Raw genomic sequence first — 23,081 nt, 5'->3', positions numbered from 1 at the left:
TTATTGAAGATAGATGCAAATAAAGTGTAACAATTACATCAAACATAGTTGTTGTATGGTCGGTGCGTTTTGTTATCTGTGAGGATATTTCAATCTTTATATTGTCAAGAACCCCACCTTGACGTAAAAGAGATTTTAAATACAGATTAGCATTGAAAGAGAGAACGCATTTTCTTTTGTCGATCTGGTTGGCACTTTTTATACCTTTATCTTATTCTAATGCTCAGCGGTTTGGTGCAGGCCTAACTTACCTCACACGAGATGATGCCCTTAGCAGTAGCAATGTAACTTGTATAACACAAGATAAGCTTGGTTTTATATGGATTGGTACTGAAGATGGGCTCAATCGATATGATGGGTATGAAGTTGAAACTTTTCGGCACGATTTAAAAGACTCAACTTCGCTGGCAGATAATAATATCACAGCTTTATATACTGATTCGAAGGGTAGACTTTGGATTGGTACCAAAAATAATGGGCTAAGCCGTTATGATTATACCTCCAATTCATTTGAAAATTTCGAGTTTAAAGTAAATGCGGCACATTCATTGAATTTTAGTTATGTGACTTCCATTGTAGAAGATGCTCATCAAAATTTATGGGTATCCACATTAATGGGGTTGAACTTATGGCGAGAGAGTACACAAGATTTTGAGCATTTTTTATTCAAAAGAACTGTGCATTTAAGTGATTCAGCAATTGATGAGCTTATTAGTCAAGGCGTCAATAAGAGCTATGCGGAGCATTTAAATAACCTCAAAAAACCGCATTTTCTTTTATCGGATTTTTTGAGTCAAGTACCTAATCTGCCTTCTGATGTTGTAAATACCATTTTGGCTAAAGCTAAAGTGGAAAATATAGGGCACCAAGTGCGGGTGATGCGTCCCGATGCTTATGGGAAATTATGGCTCGGAATGGAGGGGGAAGGGCTTTGGTATTTTGACCCAGAGAAAGGAGTTGAGCATAAATATAATATTGAAAATAGTGGTATTAGTTCTAACGAAATTACAGACCTTTTACTGGTGAGGGATCATTTGTGGGTAGCTACGAGAACAGGTGGCGTTCTTCAATTTGACATTGGTAAACAAGAATTTAAGCACGCCAAGGCAGCTTGGGCAGGTAAACATATTAAAACGTTATGTATTGATGCAGATCAAAAGGTATGGATAGGAGGGGATTATGGTGTAGGTATTGTTGAGGCTGAACGTAATGCATTCAGGAAATTTAATTTTGATGGGGATGGGCTTTTGTCCGAAATCATTACAGACATCTACCACGATAGCCAGAACTCTATCTGGTTTGCCTCTTATCAAGGTGGTGTGAATCTATTTTCTTTTAATCATTTTTTTCAAACCTATGTCGCAAATGAGCATGATGCTGCTAGCTTAACCAGTAGCAAGGTATCGGCATTATTGAAGCGGTCTAATGGGGAGTTGTGGGTGGGGTATTATACTTCGGGTATCGATGTGTGGAAAAGCGGGGCGAAAAAATTTATGCAGTCGGGGGCTGCTCCTGCTCATTTAGGTAATGGTACGGTCTTTAAAATTTTTGAATCTAAGAAAAAAAATATATGGGTTTGTACATACCAGAGTGGGTTGCAGTATTATGATCCGAGCGCTAATATTTTTAGGGTTTACAGGCATGATGAGAAAGATTCAACCTCAATTGCGGCTGATGATGTTCGTGGTATAGCACAAGATGCCCACGGGAATATTTGGGTAGGCTTGCATGGAGGAGGAGTGGATAAATTTAATCTGGAGAGTAAGAAGTTTGAGCATTATAGAGTTCATTATCCAGATGTTAGTCGTTCTCTGGCTAGTGACTGGGTAAATACTATTATGGTAGATCATCATCAGCAGATTTGGGTTGGGACTGTGTCTGGTCTAAGTGTGTTAAAGGTGGGCAGTGAAGACTTTATTAGTTATGATATACACGATGGTTTGAGTCATCTGAATGTTACTTCATTGTATGAAGACTCCAAATCAAATATCTGGGTAGGGACTGAAGGTGGGCTAAATGTGATAGCAAATGATAGTATTAGATATTTTACAAGGAAAGATGGATTAATAAATACCAGTATAAAGGGTATTGTAGAGGATAAGCGTGGCTATATATGGATCAGTACAGCAGGAGGTGTTTCTTGTTATATTCCAGAGGAAAATCGATTTGAAAGTCACCTTTTAGGAGATGATATAGATGCGAATGAATTTTTTAATAATGCTGTAATTTATGATGAAAAAAACGATGCTGTTTATTTTGGAGGAAAAAAAGGGGTTTCAATTTTAAATCCAGGAGAGCTAATAGGTGAAAATATAGATATACCCATTTATATAACAGGTATTCAGCTAAGTGGGGAAGAGGTGGTGTTAGATAGGCGAAGTGAGTCTATTCAATTGGATGCAGATCAAGATTTTTTTAAGATTTCATTTTTGGCCTTAGACTATATTAAGTCCGAGCAGTTGGTCTACAAATATAAGATGGAGGGCTTTAATTCTGAATGGGTTTTTAGTGATGCTGAGCGTACGGCTCAATTTACAAATGTTCCTCCTGGAGAGTATATATTTAAGGTGAAGGTGGGCGATGGTTATGGTGGTTGGTCATCTCAATATGCTAGTGTAAAAATACAGATAGCTCCTCCACTTTACCTTACAACATGGGCGTATGGGCTATATTTAATACTCATTTCTGTAATCATTTTCTTTATAAGGTCTTTAATGATTAAAAGGCTCAGGTTTAAACATGAATTGGTTTTTAGTAGGTCTAAACTGCTGTTTTTTGAGAATATTTCGCACGAATTAAGAACGCCATTATCCCTCATAGTAGGACCGTTAGAGGAGCTTAGGGATGAGGTGAAGTGCGATGAAAGAAAATCGGCATTAGTGACAATGGTATACAAGAATTCTAATAAAATTTTAAGCTTGGTCAATCAGTTGCTTGATCTCCATAGGTTAGAAGCAGGGGTAGAGCTGCTGTCTGTAGCTAAAGTGGTGATTTCAGATCAATTGTATGCCGTAACAGAACTTTTCGAGGCTGAAGCATATAAGAAAAGTATCAAGTTTAAGGTTGATATAGATATTGCAAAGGATGAACGAGGGTATTTGGATGAAGATAAGCTTCATAAAATACTGAGCAATTTGTTGAGTAATGCTTTTAAATTTACTAATGTACATGGCGAAGTTCAGTTTTTGGCCAGAGTTAAAACTGCTGAGATTGATGCTAAAAATAAAAGAGATAGAATTACTGAGTATCTAGAAGTAAGAGTATTAGATACTGGGGTTGGGATCAATGAGGAGGATCAAAGAAATGTATTCAATAGATTTTATAAAGTTAGTTCCAATAAGAGTAATTCTAGCGGTGCTGGCATTGGTTTATCCCTAGTGCATCAGCTGGTTGAGCTTCATCTTGGAATTATGGAATTACATAGTAAGGAGTATCAGGGAAGTGAATTTAAAATATTATTACCTCTAAACGCTGATGCTTATGGCAAAGTGGATGTGCCTAAAGAGTGTGGGGGTAGGGAAATGAGCCTTGAGGTAGTTGGAGCGAAGACATCTATAGCGTTTAATAGACCTAACTTGCTATTGGTAGAAGATAATGAAGGGGTAAGGGATTACCTATTTTCAAAATTAAATGATGATTATCAAGTAACTAAAGCGGAGAATGGTGATGAAGCTGTAGAGCTTGCTAGTATTATAAAGCCCGATATCATAATTACTGATGTAATGATGCCGGGAAAAGATGGAATAGAAGTTTGTAAAATTTTAAAGCATAATACTCGTACACAAAACATACCTGTAATTTTACTTTCTGCTAATTCAGGAGTGTCTACTCAGTTAGAAGGGCTTAAAGAAGGTGCCGTAGATTATTTGATAAAACCATTTAATGTAGATGTTCTGAAGACTAAAATAGATAATACTATAAAATTTAATACAAGTTCAGTAGAGAAGGGGCAAATGCCTGATGACAAGGTAAAGACTCCCTCTTTTATGGATGAGGTTTTTAACGAACTGGATAAAAACCTTTCAAATACCGAGTTTACTCCGGCAATTTTGGCTAAGAACTTAGGGCAAAGTAGGTCTGCGCTTTATAGGAAGATAGATGAGGTCACAGGAGAATCGGTCAGTATTTTAATAAGAAATCATCGACTGCACCGTTCTTGTGATATACTTAAAAAAAGAACTGACATTACAATTAAAGAACTTGCTTATGAAGTAGGGTTCAAAGATCCTGCATACTTCAGCACTTGTTTCAAGAAAAAATTTAAAGTATCTCCAAGGGATTTTAAACAAGTATAGTGTTAATATATAGAACTTTAAAAGTATTTGTAAGAGCCAGTTTTGAATATAAAGTGGACTTTGCAGAATTTACTGATACAAATCAGGTGTTAGTATAAGTATAAATTAAAGATTATTTCCTATAATGGGGTGTCTATGAAAATTACAAAATATAAATCGCTGGTATGATTGATCAGTTGCGTTATACTTATAAAATAAAAAAGGTTGAGAATAATAATTCTCAACCTTTTAGTAGTAGCGGGGAGCAGAATCGAACTGCCGACCTCAGGGTTATGAATCCTGCGCTCTAACCATCTGAGCTACCCCGCCATTTATAAAAACTACTTTTGTTTTTAATGATTTACGTCTTGTTGTTTCGTAAATGGAGTGCAAACTTAAATACGGGATGTGTATTACGCAAGTGGTTTTGAGAAAAAATTTTAAAAAATATTTTATTGAGACTTAAAAGTCGTAATTTTAGTCTTTAACTTTTTGATTATGAGTAAGAAACTTTTTACTGCAGATTTTGAAATAAATGCATCAGCCAAAATGTTATTTCCTTATTTAAATACAGCAAGTGGCTTGGCGCAGTGGATGGCAGATGATGTAACCGTTAGAGACGGTATTTTTAATTTCATTTGGGATGAAGAAGATCATACGGCTAAAATAGTGGCAGAGCGTGCCAGCCAGTATGTTAAATTTGAATTTTTTCCGGAAGACGAGGAGGATGAAAACGATCCTTTATACATAGAATTGAAATTAGAAACCAATGATTTAACAGGCAGTCTGTTTCTTAAAATTTCTGATTATTCTGATATCGATGACCAAGAAGAACAATATGAATTGTGGGAGAGTTTGGTGCTTTCTTTAAAAGAAATTGTTGGGGGTTGACGATTGTAAAATAGATTAGTTATTTTTGGCCTTCTTTTTGATGCAAAACACGGCAATGAAGAAGATTGATAAACTGATTATAGGTTCGTTCTTAGGACCATTTTTCCTTACATTTTTAGTGGTAGTATTTATACTTCTCACTCAGCACATGCTCAAATATTTCGATGATATAGTGGGTAAAGATTTGGGTGCAGGGGTATTAGCGCAGCTATTTTTCTACTTTGCTGTCTTTATGACACCTATTGCCATTCCGTTGGCGGTACTGTTATCGTCTTTGATGACGTTTGGTAATCTTGGAGAGCATTTTGAATTAACAGCAATTAAGAGTGCGGGTATTTCTTTACTAAGAGCGCTTTGGCCCATTTTTATATTTGTATTAGGGCTCACTGTTTTTGCTTTCTATTCTAATAACTATTTTGTGCCTAAAGCCGCATTAGAGGCTTATAGCTTGCTGTATGATATTAAACAGAAAAAGCCAGCACTAGACTTAAAACAGGGAGCTTTTTATACTGGTATTCCTGAGATAAGTATTAAAGTGAATAAGAAACATGATGATGGCCAAACTATTGAAGATGTCATTATTTATGATCATAGAGGTAAAACAGGTAATAAAGACGTGATTTTAGCTGACTCAGGTAAAATGTATACCATTCATAACGATAGGTATTTGAAACTTGAGCTATTCAATGGTCACCAGTATTCAGAAGGAGGTACCGATGAGGCGGGCGTAAAGCAGTCATCAAAAAAAGAAACTTTTCGGCAGGCTAAGTTTTCTCATAGTGAGTTTGTATTAGATTTATCTTCTTTTGCTCTGGACAGAACAGATAAAGAGCTGTTTAGGGGAAATAGAATTATGCGTAATCTCTCTGAACTTTCAGTGGATGTTGACTCTATGTCTAACCAAATATTAGATAAGAAATTACAGGTTTATGCCGATGCACCTTATGCTTTTTATTATCATTTAAGAAAAGATAGCGTGCAAATGCCTAAATATCTCAAGGAGTTTAAGGTGTATAATGATTCTGTGAATATGGTGAAGCAAAGGTTGGCCATAAATAAAGCCAATAAGCAAGACAGCATTCACAAAGCCGAGCAAGAGAAGAAAAGTGCCATTGAAGAAATACCAGTAGTTGCATCTAACGATACTTTGGTGGGGGCAGAGGATAATGATTCTACTGCATCTACAGATAAAAATACTAAGGTGGCTTCAGTGAAAACGCTAAAAAAAGCAGGTAGGGAGGCGCCTTTATTAACTACAGATAAAAAGGAAATAATAAAAGACAACCTTGAAAAAGCGAAGGCAAGTAAGAAGAATGCAGCCAAAAAGCCGAGCGCAAAGCCAGAAGAAAAAATAAACCTTGCAGCAGTAAAGGCTAATAAAAAGCTTGTGGCAAGATTAATGGCAGAAGACTCCACGTTGTTTAGCGAAACTGATAAAGAGAGATCTGTGGAAACAGCAGTTAGTCAGGTAAGGCAAATGAGAAGTAAGCTTCAGGCTAATAATACAAGGCTTGAAAGAATGCATTACGATCAGGACGTATTTGCAATACAATGGCATAAAATCTTATCTAATTCCGTTGCATGTATTATCATGTTTTTAATAGGAGCTCCATTGGGCGCTATTATAAAAAGAGGAGGCTTGGGTATACCTGTCTTAATTTCTATAGTATTCTTTATTGTATTCTACGTAATGAGTATGACCGGTGAAAAATGGGCAAAACAAGGGATGATAGACCCGGGTGTAGGTTTGTGGGCTGCTAACGTAATTTTGTTGCCTATTGGTTTGTTTTTCTTAAGACAGGCAAGAAATGATGTTCGTTTATTTGAAGCCGATTTTTATAGTGTAATGATTGACCGCTTTAAGAAATGGATTTCTAAATTTAAAAAAGTAAGAAATTAGAAGGTAGCAGTAGTTGTTTATTATTAGTAGACTTGATACATTTGCGCTTTCATTTTAAAACATATTTATAATAATCTAAATTTAACTAAGCATGTATTTACCAAGCGAGAAGAAAGAAGAATTGTTTGAAAATCATGGTCGGTTAAAGACAAAGAAAGACACTGGTTCTCCAGAGTCTCAAATTGCTCTTTTTACCTACCGCATTAAGCACCTTACTGAACACATGAAGAAAAACAAAAAAGACTACTCAACACAGCAGGGTCTTTTAAGATTAGTAGGTAAGAGAAGAAAATTGTTAAACTTCCTTGCGAAGTCAGACATTGAGCGATACAGAGCAATTCTTGCTGAACTTAACTTAAGAAAATAAATAAAAAGGGAATCCTAGGATTCCCTTTTTTGCCTTAATTGGCTTATCTTTCCACTTGAGCGGCCCCCCTAAACATCCACTCAATATTTAAATTATACAAAAAGAAATATGCAATTGAACGTAATAAACAAGACAATTAATTTACCCGATGGGAGATCCATATCAATAGAAACAGGGAAGCTAGCTAAGCAAGCTGACGGTTCAGTAGTTGTAAGAATGGGCGACACTATGTTGCTAGCTACTGTTGTTTCTAAAACTGAAGCAGGAGAGGGCGTTGACTTTTTACCTTTGTCAGTAGACTATCAAGAGAAATTCGCTTCTTCAGGTAAAATACCTGGCGGATTCTTGAAAAGAGAAGGTAAACTTTCAGATTATGAAGTACTAATTAGTAGGTTGGTTGATAGGGCAATCAGACCTATGTTTAATGAAGACTATCATGCAGATACTCAAATAATGATTTCATTGATTTCTGCTGATGAAAATGCATTACCTGATGCATTAGCTGCTTTGGCTGCATCATCTGCTCTTATGGTTTCTGATATTCCATTTAATGGGCCCATATCAGAAGTTAGAGTGGCAAGAGTGGAAGGCGAATTCATAGTAAACCCTACTATGGAGCAAAACCAAAAGTCGGATATAGACCTTATTGTAGCCGCTACCATGGAGAATATTTTGATGGTAGAAGGTGAAATGAAAGAGGCTAGTGAAGATGAAATGCTTGAGGCCATCCAAATAGCGCATGATGCCATAAAAGTGCAGTGTGAAGTACAGTTAGAATTACAAGAGGCTGTAGGGAAAACTGTAAAGAGAGAATACTGTCATGAAGTGAATGATGAGGAGTTAAAAACTCGTATGCATAATGAGCTTTATGAAAAAATATATGAAATAGCGAAGACTCCAAAGCCTAAAAGCGAAAGATCAGAAGCTTTTTCTGCGGCTTTAGATGCGTTTTTAGAAACTATTCCTGAGGAGGAAGAAGTGGATTCAACAATGATAAGTCGTTATTTCAAAGGAATTAAAAAAGAAGCTTGCCGTAATCTAGTATTGAATGATACTATCAGATTAGATGGTAGAGCAACTAACGAAGTAAGACCTATCTGGACAGAAGTTAATTACTTGCCTTCTACTCATGGTTCAGCTGTATTTACAAGAGGAGAAACTCAATCTTTAAGTACGGTTACTTTAGGAACTAAAATGGACGAGCAATTAATAGACGGAGCCATTTTCCAAGGTAGTAACAAGTTTATGTTACATTATAATTTCCCTGGGTTTAGTACAGGTGAAGTAAGACCAAACAGAGGACCAGGTAGAAGAGAGGTTGGTCATGGTAACTTGGCTTGGAGAGCTTTAAAAGAAGTATTGCCTGCAGAAAACCCTTATACTATCAGAGTAGTTTCTGATATATTAGAATCTAATGGGTCATCTTCTATGGCTACTGTATGTGCTGGATCTTTAGCATTAATGGATGCAGGTATCCAAATCAAAGCTCCGGTTTCTGGTATAGCTATGGGGATGATTTCCGATTCAAAAACAGGGAAATATGCCATCTTATCTGATATTTTAGGAGATGAAGATCATTTAGGAGACATGGATTTTAAAGTAACTGGAACCGAAAAAGGTATTACAGCTACTCAAATGGATATTAAGATTGATGGACTTTCTTTCGAGGTATTGAAAGAAGCTCTTAACCAAGCAAGAGAAGGTAGATTACACATCTTAAATGAGATGAAGAAAACTATATCTGCTCCTAATGCTGATCTTAAACCTAATGCACCACGTTCAGAAGTGCTCACTATCGATAAAGATATGATTGGTGCAGTTATAGGACCTGGAGGAAAAGTAATTCAAGAAATTCAGAAAGAAACAGGTGCTACTATTGTTATAGAAGAAGTAGCAAATAAAGGACAGGTAAGTATTTTTGCTGTAAATGGTGAATCTATGAATGATGCCATGAGAAGAATCAAAAATATTGTGGCTGTTCCTGAAATTGGTGAAGTTTATGACGGTAAGGTGAAGTCAATCATGCCTTTTGGTGCCTTTATAGAATTTATGCCTGGTAAAGATGGTTTACTACATATCTCAGAAATTAAGTGGGAAAGAGTAGAAAATATGGAAGGCGTTATGGAAGTTGGTGAAGAAGTAAAGGTCAAATTAGTTGACATTGACAAGAAAACGGGTAAATTTAGACTATCAAGAAAGGTATTACTACCAAAACCTGAGAAAAAAGAAGCCAAGGACAGCTAATTTCGAAGAGAAGTGTTTGTCATTTGGAACTAATTTTCATAAAATTGGTGTTTGCCTAAGTGGTCAATCGTTATAAAAAATCAACATTTGCATGAGACAGCTTAAGATTAGCAAGCAGATAACAAACCGGGAAAGTCAATCTCTCGACAAGTATTTACAAGAAATTGGTAAAGTTGACTTACTTACTCCTGATGAGGAAGTGGAGTTGGCTCAGAGAATACGCGAGGGTGATCAACTGGCATTGGAAAAACTGACTAAAGCTAATCTTAGATTTGTGGTATCTGTAGCAAAGCAGTACCAGAATCAGGGTTTGTCTCTTGGTGATTTGATTAACGAAGGTAACTTAGGACTTATCAAAGCGGCACAAAGATTTGATGAAACTCGAGGGTTCAAATTCATTTCTTATGCTGTTTGGTGGATTCGTCAGTCTATTTTGCAGGCATTAGCAGAGCAATCCAGAATTGTTAGGTTGCCGCTAAATCGAGTAGGCTCTTTGAATAAAATCTCAAAGACCTTTTCGGAGTTAGAGCAGAAATATGAGCGTGAACCATCACCAGATGAATTGGCCGAAGTGTTAGAAGTAACTACTTCGGAGGTAGTTGATACTATGAAAATATCTGGGAGACACGTGTCTATGGATGCTCCATTTGTGCAAGGAGAAGAAAATAGCTTACTAGATGTACTGGAGAATGATCTCGAAGAAACTCCAGATTCAGAATTGATGAATGACTCTCTAAGAAGAGAAGTTCAAAGAGCTTTATCAACTCTTACACAAAGAGAAGCTGATGTAATTACACTTTATTTTGGTTTGAATGGAGAACATTCTATGACCTTAGAGGAAATAGGTGAAAAATTCAATCTGACCAGAGAAAGAGTAAGGCAAATAAAAGAAAAGGCAATAAGACGATTAAGACACACTTCAAGAAGCAAAGCTTTAAAGCCTTATTTAGGATAACTATTAAGGCATAATAAAAATCAATTAAAAAGGCTTCACCCATTTAAAGAGGGTGGGGCCTTTTTTTTTATATTTGCATAACCAATTGATCGGGAGTACAAACTTCTTTGATTAATTTTTTGTTGGTTTTCTAGAAATTATATAGATACGTAAGGATGACACAAGAAAAAACAAGAGTATTAATTATAGGGTCTGGACCTTCGGGTTACACAGCCGCAATTTACGCTTCAAGAGCAGGTTTAAGTCCAATTATGGTAACAGGAGGACAGCCTGGAGGTCAGTTGACTACTACCAATGATGTAGAAAACTACCCTGGTTATCCGGAAGGAATTAATGGTCCGCAGATGATGATGGACTTTCAAAAGCAGGCAGAAAGATTTGGTACTGATATCCGTTATGGAATGGTTACTTCTGTAGACTTTTCTGGGTATCCTCACAAAGCTATAGTTGATGAGAAATATGAAATTATAGCAGAGTCTGTAATTATTGCTACAGGTGCTAGTGCTAAATATTTGGGTTTACCTTCTGAAGAGAAATACTACAACAAAGGTGTTTCTGCATGTGCTGTATGTGATGGGTTTTTCTATAGAGGAAAAAATGTAGCTGTTGTAGGTGGTGGAGATACTGCTGCTGAAGAGGCTACTTATTTGGCCAACTTATGTCCTAAAGTGTACTTGATAGTAAGAAGAGATGAGATGAGGGCTTCTCAAATCATGCAAAATAGAGTTACTTCTACTCCTAACATTGAAGTGCTGTGGGAAACAGAGACAGAAGAAATTTTGGGTAATGATGACGAGGTTACAGGTGCACGTGTGGTAAACAGAAAAACAGGAGAGAAAAGAGAACTCGATGTTCAAGGTTTCTTTGTGGCAATAGGTCACCAACCTAATACAGGTATTTTTAAAGACTACTTGGAAATGGATGAAACTGGATATTTAATAGTACAGCCAGGCACAGCTAAAACTAATATAGAAGGAGTTTTTGCTACAGGAGATGCCGCTGATAAAGTTTATAGACAAGCTATTACTGCTGCAGGAACAGGTTGTATGGGTGCATTAGATGCTGAGAAATTCTTGTTGGCGAAAGAAATGAATGTGGTTTAATTAATAGAAACCTTCTTAAATATAATTAAAGGCCTGGTTTTAGAACCAGGCCTTTTTATTTGCGTACATACCAATTATGTAAATTGTTATTAACTCCTTGGTAAAAGAGGTCTAATCTTTTATCCTTGATGTATTACTGAACTTTAATCTTGTTATGCAAAAATTGCTCTTTAGCTTACTTATTATACTGGCATTCGGTTATGGTGCTTCAGCTCAAAAACCAACAGAGCCTGATGGTGCTCAAATTTTGTTGAAATTGAAAAAGCTTAATTTTTTAGGTAACGTGCTGTACCTTGCTGCGCATCCCGATGATGAAAATACAAAGCTCATAGCTTATTATGCTAATGAAAAATTAGCCAATACTGCTTATATGGCTTTAACACGTGGAGATGGAGGTCAAAATTTAATAGGTGCTGATATAAGAGAGGCATTAGGGGTAATAAGAACACAAGAGTTGTTAGCAGCTCGTAGAATTGATGGTGGACATCAGTATTTCTCTAGAGCTAATGACTTTGGTTATTCAAAAACAGCTGATGAAACATTAGAAATTTGGGATAAAGATCAGGTGCTTTCCGATGTGGTTTGGGTGTATAGAAAATTTAGACCAGATGTAATCATTACTCGTTTTCCTCCTGACGCCAGGGCAGGCCATGGGCATCATACAACTTCAGCAATAATGGCTCAGGAAGCCTTTAAAATAGCCAATGATCCTTCACAGTATAAAGATCAACTAAAATATGTTGAAACGTGGCAACCCAAAAGGTTATATACGAATACAGGCAGGTGGTGGAATCCAGATATGACAGGGCAGGAAGAGGGTGTGCTCACTGTAGACGCAGGGACTTACAACCCTTTATTAGGAAAGTCATATACGGAGATTGCTGCTAATAGTAGAAGTCAGCATAAAAGTCAAGGTTTTGGAACTACAGGCACGCGTGGAGAGGAAAAAGAGTTTCTAGAGTATGTGATGGGAGACAAAGCAGAGGTTGATATTTTAGAAGGTATTGATACATCATGGAAAAGAGTGAAGGGGGGCGAACCTATTGGTGAGCTTGTGGCTCAGGCTATTGCTAAGTTTAATGCCTCTAATCCATCCGCAGTTCTTCCATTGCTTATTGAAGCAAGACAAAAGATTACCGCATTAAATGATCCTTTCTGGAAAGAACAAAAGCGTGTCGAAATTGATGAGGTTATAAGAGATGTCTGTGGGCTATATTTAGAAGTTGTAGCCAGCGATTTTGAATACACCCCTAGGTCATCTGCATCTTTGTCGGTAGAAGCTATTAATAGATCAGGTGCCGATGTTAAATTGGTTTCAATTGATTTTGCAGGAGTTAAAGATACAGTAGTGAATGTGAGTCTTGCTAATAATATAGATCAGCATCTCGCAACTACTATGGTTATACCTAACAATAAGTCTTACTCTCAGCCTTATTGGCTAAGAGACAAGGGAACGCTAGGAATGTATCGAGTAGATGACAGAACATTGATTGGTAAGCCTGAGAATGATCCAGCTTTAGATGCAACATTCAAGTTGGAGATTAACGGAGAGGAAATTATATACAAGAGGCCAGTAGTATTTAAGAAAAACGACCCAGTAAAGGGTGAGTCTTATAGACCTGTGGCTATTACTCCTCCCGTTTTTGTGAATATAGACAAAGGTGTATATATTTTTCCTGATGAAAATAAGAGAGATGTTACAGTTAATTTGAAAGGTGTTAAAAGTGATATTTCAGGGCATGTTACTTTGGAATTACCTGAAGGATGGACATCTGTTCCTAGTGCTTTTGATTACGATTTAGTTAAAAAAGGAGAAGAGAAAAGCTTTACATTCGCTGTATATCCAACTAAGAAACAAAGTTCAGGTGAAGTAAAGGCAGCAGTGGAAGTGGGAGGTAAAAAGTATAGTTACAGCCTAAACGAGATAGATTATGAGCATATACCTACTCAAATGCTTATGATGCCGAGTGTTGCTAAAGTAGTGAAATTGGATATTAAAAAAGCTGGTGAAAAAATAGCGTACATACAAGGAGCTGGAGACGATATTCCCAATGCGTTGAGAGAAATTGGTTATCAGGTTACTGAATTTACCGATGAGCAGGTGAATCATATTAACTTTGAATCTTTTGATGCAGTAATCCTTGGCGTAAGGGCGCTAAATACTAATGAGCGTATTTCTTTTTACATGCCAGAGCTATTAGAGTATGCTAAAAATGGCGGTACATTGATTGTTCAATACAATACTAATTACAGGTTAAAGACGGATCATTTTGCTCCGTATGACCTAACTCTTTCTCGGGATAGGGTCACGGAAGAAGATGCCGAGGTTAGGGTCTTGGATAAGAAAAACCCTGTATTGAACTATCCTAATAAAATAACTAGTGATGATTTTGAGGGTTGGGTGCAAGAAAGAGGTTTGTATTTTCCTAATCAATGGGATAGTCATTATACAGCAGTGCTTTCTAGTAATGATAAAAACGAGAAGGATAGCCCCAAAAATGGAGGCCTATTGGTGGCTAAGTATGGAAAAGGGTACTACATATATACAGGTTATTCATGGTTTAGAGAATTGCCAGCAGGTGTAGCAGGTGCATATAGGTTATTCGTTAATTTAGTATCTGTGGGCGCTCAGGATGAAAAATAGTATGGATAAACACGCAAAAGGTGAGGGCGGTAACATTCCAATATTCAGCAAATGGTCAAGCTGGTATATAGCGGTAATTATTAACCTCATCGCAATGATCGTATTGTTTTATTGTTTTTCTATTTATTTTTCATGAGCACGCTAGACTGGATTGTATTACTCGGTACTTTGTTGGCTATAGTTGCGTACGGTGTTTGGAAAAGTAGAGGGAGTAAAAATATAAATGAATATTTAAAGGGGGATAACTCTCTTAAATGGGGGACTATTGGATTGTCGGTAATGGCCACTCAGGCGAGTGCAATTACCTTTCTCTCCACACCGGGGCAGGCCTATGAATCAGGAATGGCCTTTGTTCAGAATTATTTTGGTTTACCGTTAGCAATAATTATTGTTTCGGCAGTATTTATACCCATCTACTACAAGTTAAATGTATATACTGCTTATGAGTTTTTGGAGAAGAGATTTGACCTGAAAACTCGCATGTTAGGAGCAGCATTATTTCTTGTACAAAGGGGCTTAGCCGCTGGTATTACTATATATGCCCCGGCAATCATTTTATCTACCATGCTCCATTGGGACTTGAGTTTTACCATTTTACTTACCGGAATACTGGTAGTGATATACACCGTAACAGGAGGCACTAAAGCGGTAAGCTTAACTCAAAAATATCAGATGGCCATTATTATGGGAGGCATGTTTACAGCCTTTTTTATCATCATTCATTATTTGCCCGAGAGTGTTGGGTTTGGTAATGCGCTGAATATTGCTGGTAAAATGGGTAAGCTCGATGCGGTAGATTTTTCTTTTGACTTCGAGAAAAGATACACTATCTGGAGTGGCCTTACTGGAGGACTATTCTTAGCATTATCTTACTTTGGTACAGATCAATCTCAAGTGCAGCGATACTTAGGAGGTAAGTCTGTTACAGAAAGTAGGTTGGGGCTTATTTTTAACGCCATATTAAAAGTGCCTATGCAGTTTTTTATATTGCTAGTAGGAGTGATGGTATTTGTGTTCTATCAATTTGTGCAGCCCCCTGTTTTCTTTAAAAGTGCAGAAATGGAACAATTGCATCAGAGTGAATACAGAGAAGATATTCAACAGCTCGAGGCTAGGTATGACAAGAACTTTGTCGAGAAGAAGGCAAATATAGAACAACTAGTAACCGCCATAGATGCTGATGATGCTGAAAGAGTATCATCATTAACTGAAGAGGTTCAAGAAAAGGACAAGGAGTCTAAACAGATTAGAGGAGAGGTAAAATCTCTCCTTAAAAAATATGATGAAAGCATTGAAACCAAAGATTCTGATTACGTTTTTTTAACTTTCATTATTACATACTTGCCCGAAGGTGTTATTGGTCTGCTTTTAGCAGTTATATTTTCGGCTGCTATGTCTTCCACGTCAGGAGAGTTGAATGCACTGGGGTCTACAACATCCATTGATTTTTATAAACGGGTAATAAAACCAGAAGCTTCAGAAAGACACTATTTAATAGCTTCTAAAGTACTTACAGGACTTTGGGGTGTGATAGCTATAGTTTTCGCTTTGTATGCACGGTTGGTAGAAAATCTTATAGAGGCAGTAAATATACTAGGTTCTATATTTTATGGAGTGATTTTGGGTATATTCCTAGTCGCATTTTTCATTAAATCCATTAAAGGAAATGCTGTTTTTATCGGAGGTATATTATCACAGCTGATCGTGATTTTGTGCTTTCAGATTTTCTCTATTACTTATTTGTGGTACAATTTAATTGGTTGTTTGCTGGTAGTTGTGCTCTCTTACTTAATTCAGCTTTTCACAAAAGATACAAAAAGCAATCAAGCCAGTTAATACTGGCTTGATTTTATGAATTATTTCTTGCCTTTGATAGACTCTATTAATACTTCGTTATTTTTAACATAACCGAAGTCTCCCTGCGGGTTTTCCTGAGCCATTTTCATAGATTCTTTAGCTGTTTTTATAGCTTCTTTGTTTTTGCCTTCTTTAGCTAAGATTTTGGCCTTTGTATGAACCCACCAAAATGCTTTAGGAGAACCTTCAATAGCTTTGTTGATCCAAGCTTCTGCCTGAGATAAATCTTTTTCTGCATCTAAATAGTATACTGCAGCGCCAGCATAATCTTGTGGCTTGATTTCTCCTTTAGCATCAGTAATTGTAGCTTTTATTTGCGCCATCATTTTGCTGTCAATTTCAGCTTCTACTGGTATAGCAACTTTGGTGTTTTCCCAAATTAAGTTAATGTTGGCCGTGTTGTTAGTGAAATCACTAAAAGTGATGTTAAACGTTTCTTCTTTTTCACTTAATTTGATCACTGGTGCAGTGAAACGTATTAGATCTTCATTTTTATTATAATCTCCGGCTCCCCAAAGTGTGGTGTTTTTGTGGATTATAACCGTCCATTTGTCCTTTTCAGGAATGGTATAAAGTGCGTAAGTTCCTGCAGGAACATCTTTTCCGTCTAGCTTTACAGCATCGCTAAATGTGATTTTTGTTGAAGCATTAGCACCTGTTCTCCATACCTCTCCATAACTCACTAAATCTCCAAATATCGTTCTTCCCTTAGCGCCAGGTTGAGAATATTCAATGGTAACATCAGTTAAACCCACAGTTTGTTTAATAGTAGCGGTAGGGCTAGGTTTAGGTGTCTGAATTTGCCCAAAAGCAACGGCTCCAGACAGGAGAAGTAAAGCTGATAAGATTGTTTTTTTCATGTTTTTAATAAATATGTTAATTGGTATTTTCAACAACGAAAATAGAATATTTTTGTTAGCAAGAAATGAAACTTAGTAAATCCTTTTTTCTGAATGATGATGTAGTGCAGGTGGCACAAGAACTTATAGGAAAGCGTTTGTGTACTTACATTAATAATGATTTTACCGCGGGTGTTATAGTGGAAACCGAAGCGTATTCTCACTTGGAGAAGGCTTGTCATGCATTTAACAAGAAAAGGACAAAACGAACCGAAACACTTTTTATGGAAGGAGGGACTGCCTATGTATACCTTTGCTATGGCATACACAAGCTCTTTAATGTGGTGACCAATAATGAGGAAGAAGCTGAAGCGGTGTTAATCAGAGCTGTAGAGCCTGTTGATGGAATTGATATCATGTTAGAGCGAAGAGGGATGAGTGGCATCAATAAAAATCTCACTTCTGGGCCAGGTAAGCTAACTCAGGCCTTGGGTATAGATATGGTGCATGATAAGACAGATTTGCTGTCAGGGTTGATTTGGGTAGAGAGTGGAGAGCAGTACGCTAAGGAAGAAATAGAGGCTAGCTGTAGAATAGGTGTAAGTTATGCCAAGGAAGATGCTTTACTGCCGTGGCGATTTTCTGTTAAAAATAATATTTGGGTCAGTTCAGGTAATAACAATTATAATTTTTAAATTGAATTATTGATGTACTATATTTGTAAAAATGAATAAGATACTGTGTCCAATCGACTTTTCAAATGCCTCATTAAACGCTATTGAGTATGCCGTGGAAATTGGTAAAAAGTTTCATTCTACCATTACTTTACTGAATGTTTTTACCGAAAGTGACTTTAATAAAGTTTTGGATACTCAGAACCTGAATAAATCTTTAAAAGAGAGGATAGAATTAGCCAGTGAGCGCTTAAAAAGCTTAACAGATGAGGTTAATGCTGATTATGCTCAGGATAATATCCAATGTGAATATAGCCTCGAAATGGGAGATTTAATTGATGGAATTCTTCTTCATCAAGCTGAAAATGATCTTATAGTAATGGGAACCACCGGTATTAGCAAAACAAACGGTGTGTTTTTTGGTAGTAATACAGAAGAGATTCTAGATAAATCAGGCATTCCTGTCTTATGCGTGCCAGAAGAAGCTTCATATAACGGGTTTGATAAAATTGTTTACGCTTCAGATTTCTTGAAAGAAGATCGTGTCATTATTCAAAAAGTAATTTCTTTTGCTACTATTTTTGATGCTCGTATTCATGTTTTACACATTAATACCCACGAAGCACATGAAGAGTATAGTAAGTTTGTAGATGAACTAAAAAGTTTTATACAATATCAAAAGATCAATTTTACTTATAAAACATATGATGATGTAGGGCAGGGGATTGAAAGTTATATGTCTGGACACGATATTGATTTACTTACCGTTTATAAAAGAGAAAGAAATTTTGTGAGTAGCATTTTTCATAAAAGTCTTACCAAGACATTGTCTTACTCAACAGACAAGCCGTTGCTCGTATTCAAATACAAATCTTAAAATTTAAATATTTATCACTAAAAAGTTATTACCGATTTTAAATCACATGAATAAAGTTAGAGGGGTAGTTGTCTCTTGTGGGCTAGTTTTTTTATTAATAAATAACATTTTTGCGCAATCTTTAGATAATCTTGTTCTGTCGAATGTGAATTCAGAATATGACGAACAAAATCCTGTCTTATCTCCCGATGGACAGATATTATACTTCACCAGAAGTAATGATCCTAACAATGTAGCAGGAGTAAGAGATAAAGGTGATATATGGGTGAGTACATTGATGGCCGATCATCGTTGGTCAAAGCCTGAAAACTTAAAGAAACTTAACAATAAAGGCTATAATGCTGTCATTGGCTTCTCAGCTGATGGATCTGTAATTTACCTTCAAAATCACTATAAGGAGGAAGATGGAATAGTCAAAACTCAGGGTATTTCTTTCGCAACCAAAACAAAAAGTGGTTGGACTCACCCCACTGACATAATGATCCCTTATTTTAGAAATTTATCTGAAATGGTAGGTGGATATATTACTTCTGATGAAAAAGTGTTAGTGCTATCAATTGAATCATTTAACACCAAAGGAGGAGAAGATATTTACGTATGTCTTAAGAAAGATAATGGCAAATGGAGTGATGCCATTAATTTGGGAAGAAGTATAAATACGAAATATCAAGAGTTTACTCCGTACCTTTCTGATGATAAAAAAACGTTATATTTTTCTTCTAATGGACATAATGGCCAAGGGAGTAGTGAAGTTTTAGTTGCTACTAGATCTGGAGACAGTTGGACGCAATGGTCAGAGCCTCAATTATTGTCAGTAATTAACTCTAAAGGAAGAGAAACCGGATATCGAATTTATGATGGTTTTGCTTTATATGCGTCTACCATTAATAGCGATGGTTATAGTGATATTAGAATGTATGCCGAAAAACCGATAGATTCTATTATGGTGAAGAAGGAAGTGCCTATGGGGCCTGAATTTGAGAATGAGGAAGAGCGTGTAGTGGCAGGGCCAGATATTAGAAAAGAATCTAATTGGTATGGTAAGGTTACGGATAAGGAGACTGGAGAGCCTGTGAATGCTATTCTAAAAATAGAAAGCATTACTGATGATTACAGTAAGGAGGTAACCACTAATGCTGATGAAGGAACATATGCTTTAAATGATGCTAAGCCGGGTGAGTACAATATAAGAATTGATGCACCAGGTTATATCAGTGTTAAGGAAAAAGTTGCATTCCAAACGTCTGAAGCGAAAGAAGAAAATTTTGTGCTTCAGCCCATTTCTGTAGGAACTACAGTACACCTTAAAAATGTATTGTTTGAACAATCAACGCCTAATATCAAGTCCAGCTCGTATGATGAACTTAATTTGGTGGTAGATTTATTAAAACATAATCCATCAATGAAAATAAGGCTGGAGGGGCATACTGATAATAGAGGTATACCTAAGCATAACCTGAAGCTTTCTAAGATGAGAGTACAGTCAGTAGAGGCGTATTTGGTGAAGCATGGGATATCTTCAAAAAGAATTTCTGGTAAAGGTTATGGCGGTTCAAAGCCTATTGCAGATAATGATGATCCAGAACTGCGCAAGCTGAATAGGAGGGTGGAGTTTACCATTACTAAGAAGTAGAAGAAATAGGATTAGAGATAAACAAAAAGAGACGGCTTGCCGTCTCTTTTTGTTTATAAAGGTTTTAAAAACCATCTGCAGTGTCATCTCCTCTGTGATCGGCACCACCTTCTAGCTGGTTGTCTTTCACTAAAATGGCATCTACTCGCCCAATTGTTGATTCTCTTAATTTAAAGTGATGTCCCATATCTTCTAATTCTTTCATCACTTCGGCTGATAAGGCATTCGGTTCAATAATGATGCTATCAGGGTACCATTGATGGTGGAAGCGCGAGGCATCTACAGCCTGCTGCATAGTCATATTATATTCCGTAACGTTTAATATGGTTTGAAGTACACTCGTAATAATAGTGCTACCGCCAGGCGTGCCTACCACCATATATAACTGATTGTCTTTTTCTATGATGGTAGGAGTCATAGAGCTTAACATTCTTTTGAGAGGAGCTATGGCATTAGCTTCTCCGCCAATCAGTCCAAACATGTTTGGGGTGCCTGGTTTGCTGCTGAAGTCATCCATTTCGTTATTGAGGAAGAATCCGGCACCGTCTACTACCACTTTAGAGCCATAAGCACCATTTAACGTGGTGGTAATGGAAACAGCATTTCCATACTTATCTACTATAGAGAAGTGTGTAGTTTGCTCACTTTCTGGTAATTTAAAAGTGCCTGCGTTTATGGAGTCACTTGAAGTGGCTTTCTCAGCGCTGATACTTGAAAACCTTTTAGCCAGATATGTAGAATCTAATAAGCTATCTTGTGGTACTAAATAAAAATCAGGATCACCCAAATGAGTGGCTCTGTCGGCATATACTCTTCTTTCTACTTCAGTGATATAATGAATGCTTTTTGCGGTATGAAATCCTAGCTCATCAAGAGGGCATGAGTTCAGCATAGTCAGCATTTGCATTAGCGCTATTCCACCGCTTGAAGGTGGTGGCATAGATATAATTTTGTAGCCATTGTACTTACCTGTAACAGGAGTTCTCCAAATAGAATGGTAATTTTCCAAATCTTCTAATGTGATTATTCCGTTGCCGCGTTCCATTTCTTTTACTATTAGGTCTGCGGTAGCTCCTTGGTAAAAACCAGCTCTTTTGTTGTCTCTAATGAGTTCTAATGTGCGAGCTAATTCTGGGTATTTAACAGTATCGCCAGCTTTATTTTTGTTAGAGAACCTGTTTTTAATATGCTCATTTTGGCTGATAAAATGATCATAGTGCATATTTAACCCATTGGCTTCCTTTTCAGTTAGCTCAAATCCATTTTTAGCCAAATCTATAGCGGGTTGCACTAATTCGTGCCACGGCAGTGATCCATATTTTTCATAAGCGCTTACCATTCCATCTACACTGCCAGGCACACCCACTGCGGCATGTCCCAGCGTACTTTTGTCAGGTATAATGTTTTTGTTTTCATCAAGGTACATATCTTTGGTGGCTGCAATAGGAGCTGCTTCTCGGTAGTCAAGTGCTGAAGTTTTACCATCGGCACCACGATATATCATAAAGCCACCTCCACCAATATTACCAGCTTCTGGATAAACTACGGCCAGTGCAAATTGTACAGCTACGGCTGCATCAACAGCATTTCCGCCTTTTTGTAAAATTTCCTTACCTACTTTTGAAGCTAGGGGGTGGGCACTAACCACCATGGCACTGTCCGTGATCAGGCCTTTGGGTAATGATGCTTCTGAGTGCTCTGTAGCTTCATTGTTCGGGCCACAACTTGCCAGAGGTAGTATTAGAAGGGAGAAAAATATTAAGCGATTTAACATAAATAATTAGGTTGATTTAGAAATGTAAGATTGAATATAACATTTACTTTTTAAGGATATTAAATTCTCAAGAATTAATACTATATTGATCAAATAATAATTCTAATGTTTTGTATCAATGCAGCAAACCAGCAGTCTCCGTGAAAAGAAGTCCGCAAAGATAAAATTAGCCATATTAGCAGCCTGTAAAGAACTTTTAGGGAAGAATTCTTTCAACGAATTATATGTAGATGAAATTTGTGAAGAGGCGAGAATCTCTAAGGTTACATTTTTTAAGTATTTTCCTCAAAAGGATGATGTACTTCTTTATTATATGCGAATATGGTGCCTAGAACGTGCTATTGAATTGCATCAGCAGCCGAAAGAAGGGGTGTCTGGCATCTACTATTTATTTGATAAATTAGCTGAAACTTTGGATAGGAGCCCTGGATTTTTCCTCAATTTAATAAGTTATTATACAGGTCTTAAGCGTCCACCGTCACCATTTCCATTAAAACTGGTAGAGAAAAAATTATTGTTTCCTCAGGTTGACAATATTGGGGACATAGAGATTTATAGTATACAGCAAATGCTAGAGAAATTTTTGTTAGAAGCTATTTTTAATAGAGAGGTAACTACGCGCAGTGATCCGGGAGCTTTGTCTAACCTGTTTTTAACAGTTTTTTATGGGGCGGCTGTTACTGCACATTTGAGGCAGGTGGATTCTAACCAATTATTTTTTAGAAACCACATAGATAGTTTGTTGCGTGGGCTTAACTAAGTGCTACTTTTTGCGCCATTTATCTTCCCAATATGCTGCTTCTTGCCCTATTTTCATCTTAGATTTGTTTTCTCCAGATCGTAATTCGCTGCTTTTGTCTCCTTTAGAGGTGAAGTGGTAAGTGCCGCAGTAGTCACACTTATACACGTTTACAGGGCCAGTGCCAGAGTTGTATTTGTACCTCATGTGTGAATTTAAAAGTGCATCTTCAGCCTGCTCTTTAGTGTAATAGCATCTTTTCTTAGTTACGCAATTCATGACACCTGCTTTATTTGTAGTGCAAAACAGA

At 36.9% G+C, this 23,081-nt stretch carries 16 protein-coding genes and 1 tRNA gene; 13 read left to right on the top strand and 4 right to left on the bottom strand.

Annotated features, from left to right (window positions below; translation table 11 throughout):
* The first annotated feature begins 152 nt into the window (after positions 1–152).
* Positions 153–4,295 carry a hybrid sensor histidine kinase/response regulator transcription factor gene (locus tag ACXACQ_RS18755; RefSeq protein WP_474977521.1) on the top strand — a complete coding sequence of 1,381 codons (4,143 nt, stop codon included), beginning with the start codon at positions 153–155 and terminating at the stop codon, positions 4,293–4,295.
* Positions 4,296–4,530: 235 nt separating this feature from the next.
* On the opposite strand, the gene ACXACQ_RS18750 is transcribed toward ACXACQ_RS18755, so the two are convergent.
* A tRNA-Met gene (locus tag ACXACQ_RS18750) sits at positions 4,531–4,604 on the bottom strand.
* A gap of 168 nt (positions 4,605–4,772) precedes the next feature.
* Between ACXACQ_RS18750 and ACXACQ_RS18745 the strand changes: the two genes are divergently transcribed.
* The 8 genes from ACXACQ_RS18745 (at position 4,773) to ACXACQ_RS18710 (ending at position 16,214) form a co-directional block, all read left to right on the top strand.
* Positions 4,773–5,165, top strand: a complete 393-nt coding sequence (locus tag ACXACQ_RS18745) for an START-like domain-containing protein (RefSeq protein ID WP_474977520.1) — start codon at positions 4,773–4,775, stop codon at positions 5,163–5,165.
* A 55-nt stretch (positions 5,166–5,220) separates the two neighbouring features.
* Positions 5,221–7,065, top strand: a complete 1,845-nt coding sequence (locus ACXACQ_RS18740; protein WP_474977519.1) for an LptF/LptG family permease — start codon at positions 5,221–5,223, stop codon at positions 7,063–7,065.
* Positions 7,066–7,156: 91 nt separating this feature from the next.
* Positions 7,157–7,432 (top strand): 30S ribosomal protein S15, encoded by a 276-nt coding sequence (rpsO, locus tag ACXACQ_RS18735; RefSeq protein WP_474977518.1) that lies wholly within the window; start codon positions 7,157–7,159, stop codon positions 7,430–7,432.
* Between the two features lie 108 nt (positions 7,433–7,540).
* Complete coding sequence (gene pnp, locus ACXACQ_RS18730) at positions 7,541–9,676, top strand: polyribonucleotide nucleotidyltransferase (protein WP_474977517.1); 2,136 nt, start codon at positions 7,541–7,543, stop codon at positions 9,674–9,676.
* Between the two features lie 91 nt (positions 9,677–9,767).
* Positions 9,768–10,631, top strand: a complete 864-nt coding sequence (locus tag ACXACQ_RS18725; RefSeq protein ID WP_474977516.1) for a sigma-70 family RNA polymerase sigma factor — start codon at positions 9,768–9,770, stop codon at positions 10,629–10,631.
* A gap of 155 nt (positions 10,632–10,786) precedes the next feature.
* Entirely contained in the window at positions 10,787–11,734 is a 948-nt protein-coding gene (gene trxB / locus ACXACQ_RS18720; RefSeq protein ID WP_474977515.1) for a thioredoxin-disulfide reductase, read from the top strand.
* 154 nt (positions 11,735–11,888) lie between these two features.
* Positions 11,889–14,378, top strand: a complete 2,490-nt coding sequence (locus ACXACQ_RS18715; RefSeq protein WP_474977514.1) for a PIG-L family deacetylase — start codon at positions 11,889–11,891, stop codon at positions 14,376–14,378.
* Positions 14,379–14,510: 132 nt separating this feature from the next.
* Positions 14,511–16,214 carry a sodium:solute symporter family protein gene (locus tag ACXACQ_RS18710; protein ID WP_474977513.1) on the top strand — a complete coding sequence of 568 codons (1,704 nt, stop codon included), beginning with the start codon at positions 14,511–14,513 and terminating at the stop codon, positions 16,212–16,214.
* A gap of 20 nt (positions 16,215–16,234) precedes the next feature.
* On the opposite strand, the gene ACXACQ_RS18705 is transcribed toward ACXACQ_RS18710, so the two are convergent.
* Positions 16,235–17,095 carry a DUF2911 domain-containing protein gene (locus tag ACXACQ_RS18705; RefSeq protein ID WP_474977512.1) on the bottom strand — a complete coding sequence of 287 codons (861 nt, stop codon included), beginning with the start codon at positions 17,093–17,095 and terminating at the stop codon, positions 16,235–16,237.
* A 65-nt stretch (positions 17,096–17,160) separates the two neighbouring features.
* Here ACXACQ_RS18705 and ACXACQ_RS18700 point away from each other — a divergent pair, with 65 nt between their 5' ends.
* Genes ACXACQ_RS18700 through ACXACQ_RS18690 form a run of 3 tightly spaced genes read left to right on the top strand, consistent with a single transcriptional unit; the run spans position 17,161 to position 20,258 of the window.
* Positions 17,161–17,769, top strand: a complete 609-nt coding sequence (locus ACXACQ_RS18700; RefSeq protein WP_474977511.1) for a DNA-3-methyladenine glycosylase — start codon at positions 17,161–17,163, stop codon at positions 17,767–17,769.
* Between the two features lie 31 nt (positions 17,770–17,800).
* Positions 17,801–18,625: a universal stress protein gene (locus ACXACQ_RS18695; RefSeq protein WP_474977510.1), complete on the top strand. Its 825-nt coding sequence runs from the start codon at positions 17,801–17,803 to the stop codon at positions 18,623–18,625.
* A 46-nt stretch (positions 18,626–18,671) separates the two neighbouring features.
* Positions 18,672–20,258, top strand: coding sequence for an OmpA family protein (locus tag ACXACQ_RS18690; RefSeq protein ID WP_474977509.1), 1,587 nt, complete (start codon positions 18,672–18,674; stop codon positions 20,256–20,258).
* Positions 20,259–20,322: 64 nt separating this feature from the next.
* On the opposite strand, the gene ggt is transcribed toward ACXACQ_RS18690, so the two are convergent.
* Positions 20,323–22,032, bottom strand: a complete 1,710-nt coding sequence (gene ggt, locus ACXACQ_RS18685) for a gamma-glutamyltransferase (RefSeq protein ID WP_474977508.1) — start codon at positions 22,030–22,032, stop codon at positions 20,323–20,325.
* Positions 22,033–22,150: 118 nt separating this feature from the next.
* Between ggt and ACXACQ_RS18680 the strand changes: the two genes are divergently transcribed.
* Entirely contained in the window at positions 22,151–22,792 is a 642-nt protein-coding gene (locus ACXACQ_RS18680) for a TetR/AcrR family transcriptional regulator (protein ID WP_474977507.1), read from the top strand.
* 3 nt (positions 22,793–22,795) lie between these two features.
* Here ACXACQ_RS18680 and ACXACQ_RS18675 read toward each other — a convergent pair whose 3' ends face one another.
* Positions 22,796–23,050 (bottom strand): hypothetical protein, encoded by a 255-nt coding sequence (locus ACXACQ_RS18675; protein WP_474977506.1) that lies wholly within the window; start codon positions 23,048–23,050, stop codon positions 22,796–22,798.
* Positions 23,051–23,081 lie beyond the last annotated feature (31 nt).

The organism is Fulvivirga sp. AWR4_260 (genome assembly GCF_056158185.1).
This window is presented reverse-complemented; position numbering and strand designations above follow the sequence as displayed.

Coding starts and splice junctions, on each gene's coding strand:
- ACXACQ_RS18745 (WP_474977520.1), top strand. CDS start 4,773: ATGAGTAAGAAACTTTTTACTGCAGATTTTGAAATAAATGCATCAGCC.
- ACXACQ_RS18740 (WP_474977519.1), top strand. CDS start 5,221: ATGAAGAAGATTGATAAACTGATTATAGGTTCGTTCTTAGGACCATTT.
- rpsO (WP_474977518.1), top strand. CDS start 7,157: ATGTATTTACCAAGCGAGAAGAAAGAAGAATTGTTTGAAAATCATGGT.
- pnp (WP_474977517.1), top strand. CDS start 7,541: ATGCAATTGAACGTAATAAACAAGACAATTAATTTACCCGATGGGAGA.
- ACXACQ_RS18725 (WP_474977516.1), top strand. CDS start 9,768: ATGAGACAGCTTAAGATTAGCAAGCAGATAACAAACCGGGAAAGTCAA.
- trxB (WP_474977515.1), top strand. CDS start 10,787: ATGACACAAGAAAAAACAAGAGTATTAATTATAGGGTCTGGACCTTCG.
- ACXACQ_RS18715 (WP_474977514.1), top strand. CDS start 11,889: ATGCAAAAATTGCTCTTTAGCTTACTTATTATACTGGCATTCGGTTAT.
- ACXACQ_RS18710 (WP_474977513.1), top strand. CDS start 14,511: ATGAGCACGCTAGACTGGATTGTATTACTCGGTACTTTGTTGGCTATA.
- ACXACQ_RS18705 (WP_474977512.1), bottom strand. CDS start 17,095: ATGAAAAAAACAATCTTATCAGCTTTACTTCTCCTGTCTGGAGCCGTT.
- ACXACQ_RS18700 (WP_474977511.1), top strand. CDS start 17,161: ATGAAACTTAGTAAATCCTTTTTTCTGAATGATGATGTAGTGCAGGTG.
- ACXACQ_RS18695 (WP_474977510.1), top strand. CDS start 17,801: ATGAATAAGATACTGTGTCCAATCGACTTTTCAAATGCCTCATTAAAC.
- ACXACQ_RS18690 (WP_474977509.1), top strand. CDS start 18,672: ATGAATAAAGTTAGAGGGGTAGTTGTCTCTTGTGGGCTAGTTTTTTTA.
- ggt (WP_474977508.1), bottom strand. CDS start 22,032: ATGTTAAATCGCTTAATATTTTTCTCCCTTCTAATACTACCTCTGGCA.
- ACXACQ_RS18680 (WP_474977507.1), top strand. CDS start 22,151: ATGCAGCAAACCAGCAGTCTCCGTGAAAAGAAGTCCGCAAAGATAAAA.
- ACXACQ_RS18675 (WP_474977506.1), bottom strand. CDS start 23,050: ATGAATTGCGTAACTAAGAAAAGATGCTATTACACTAAAGAGCAGGCT.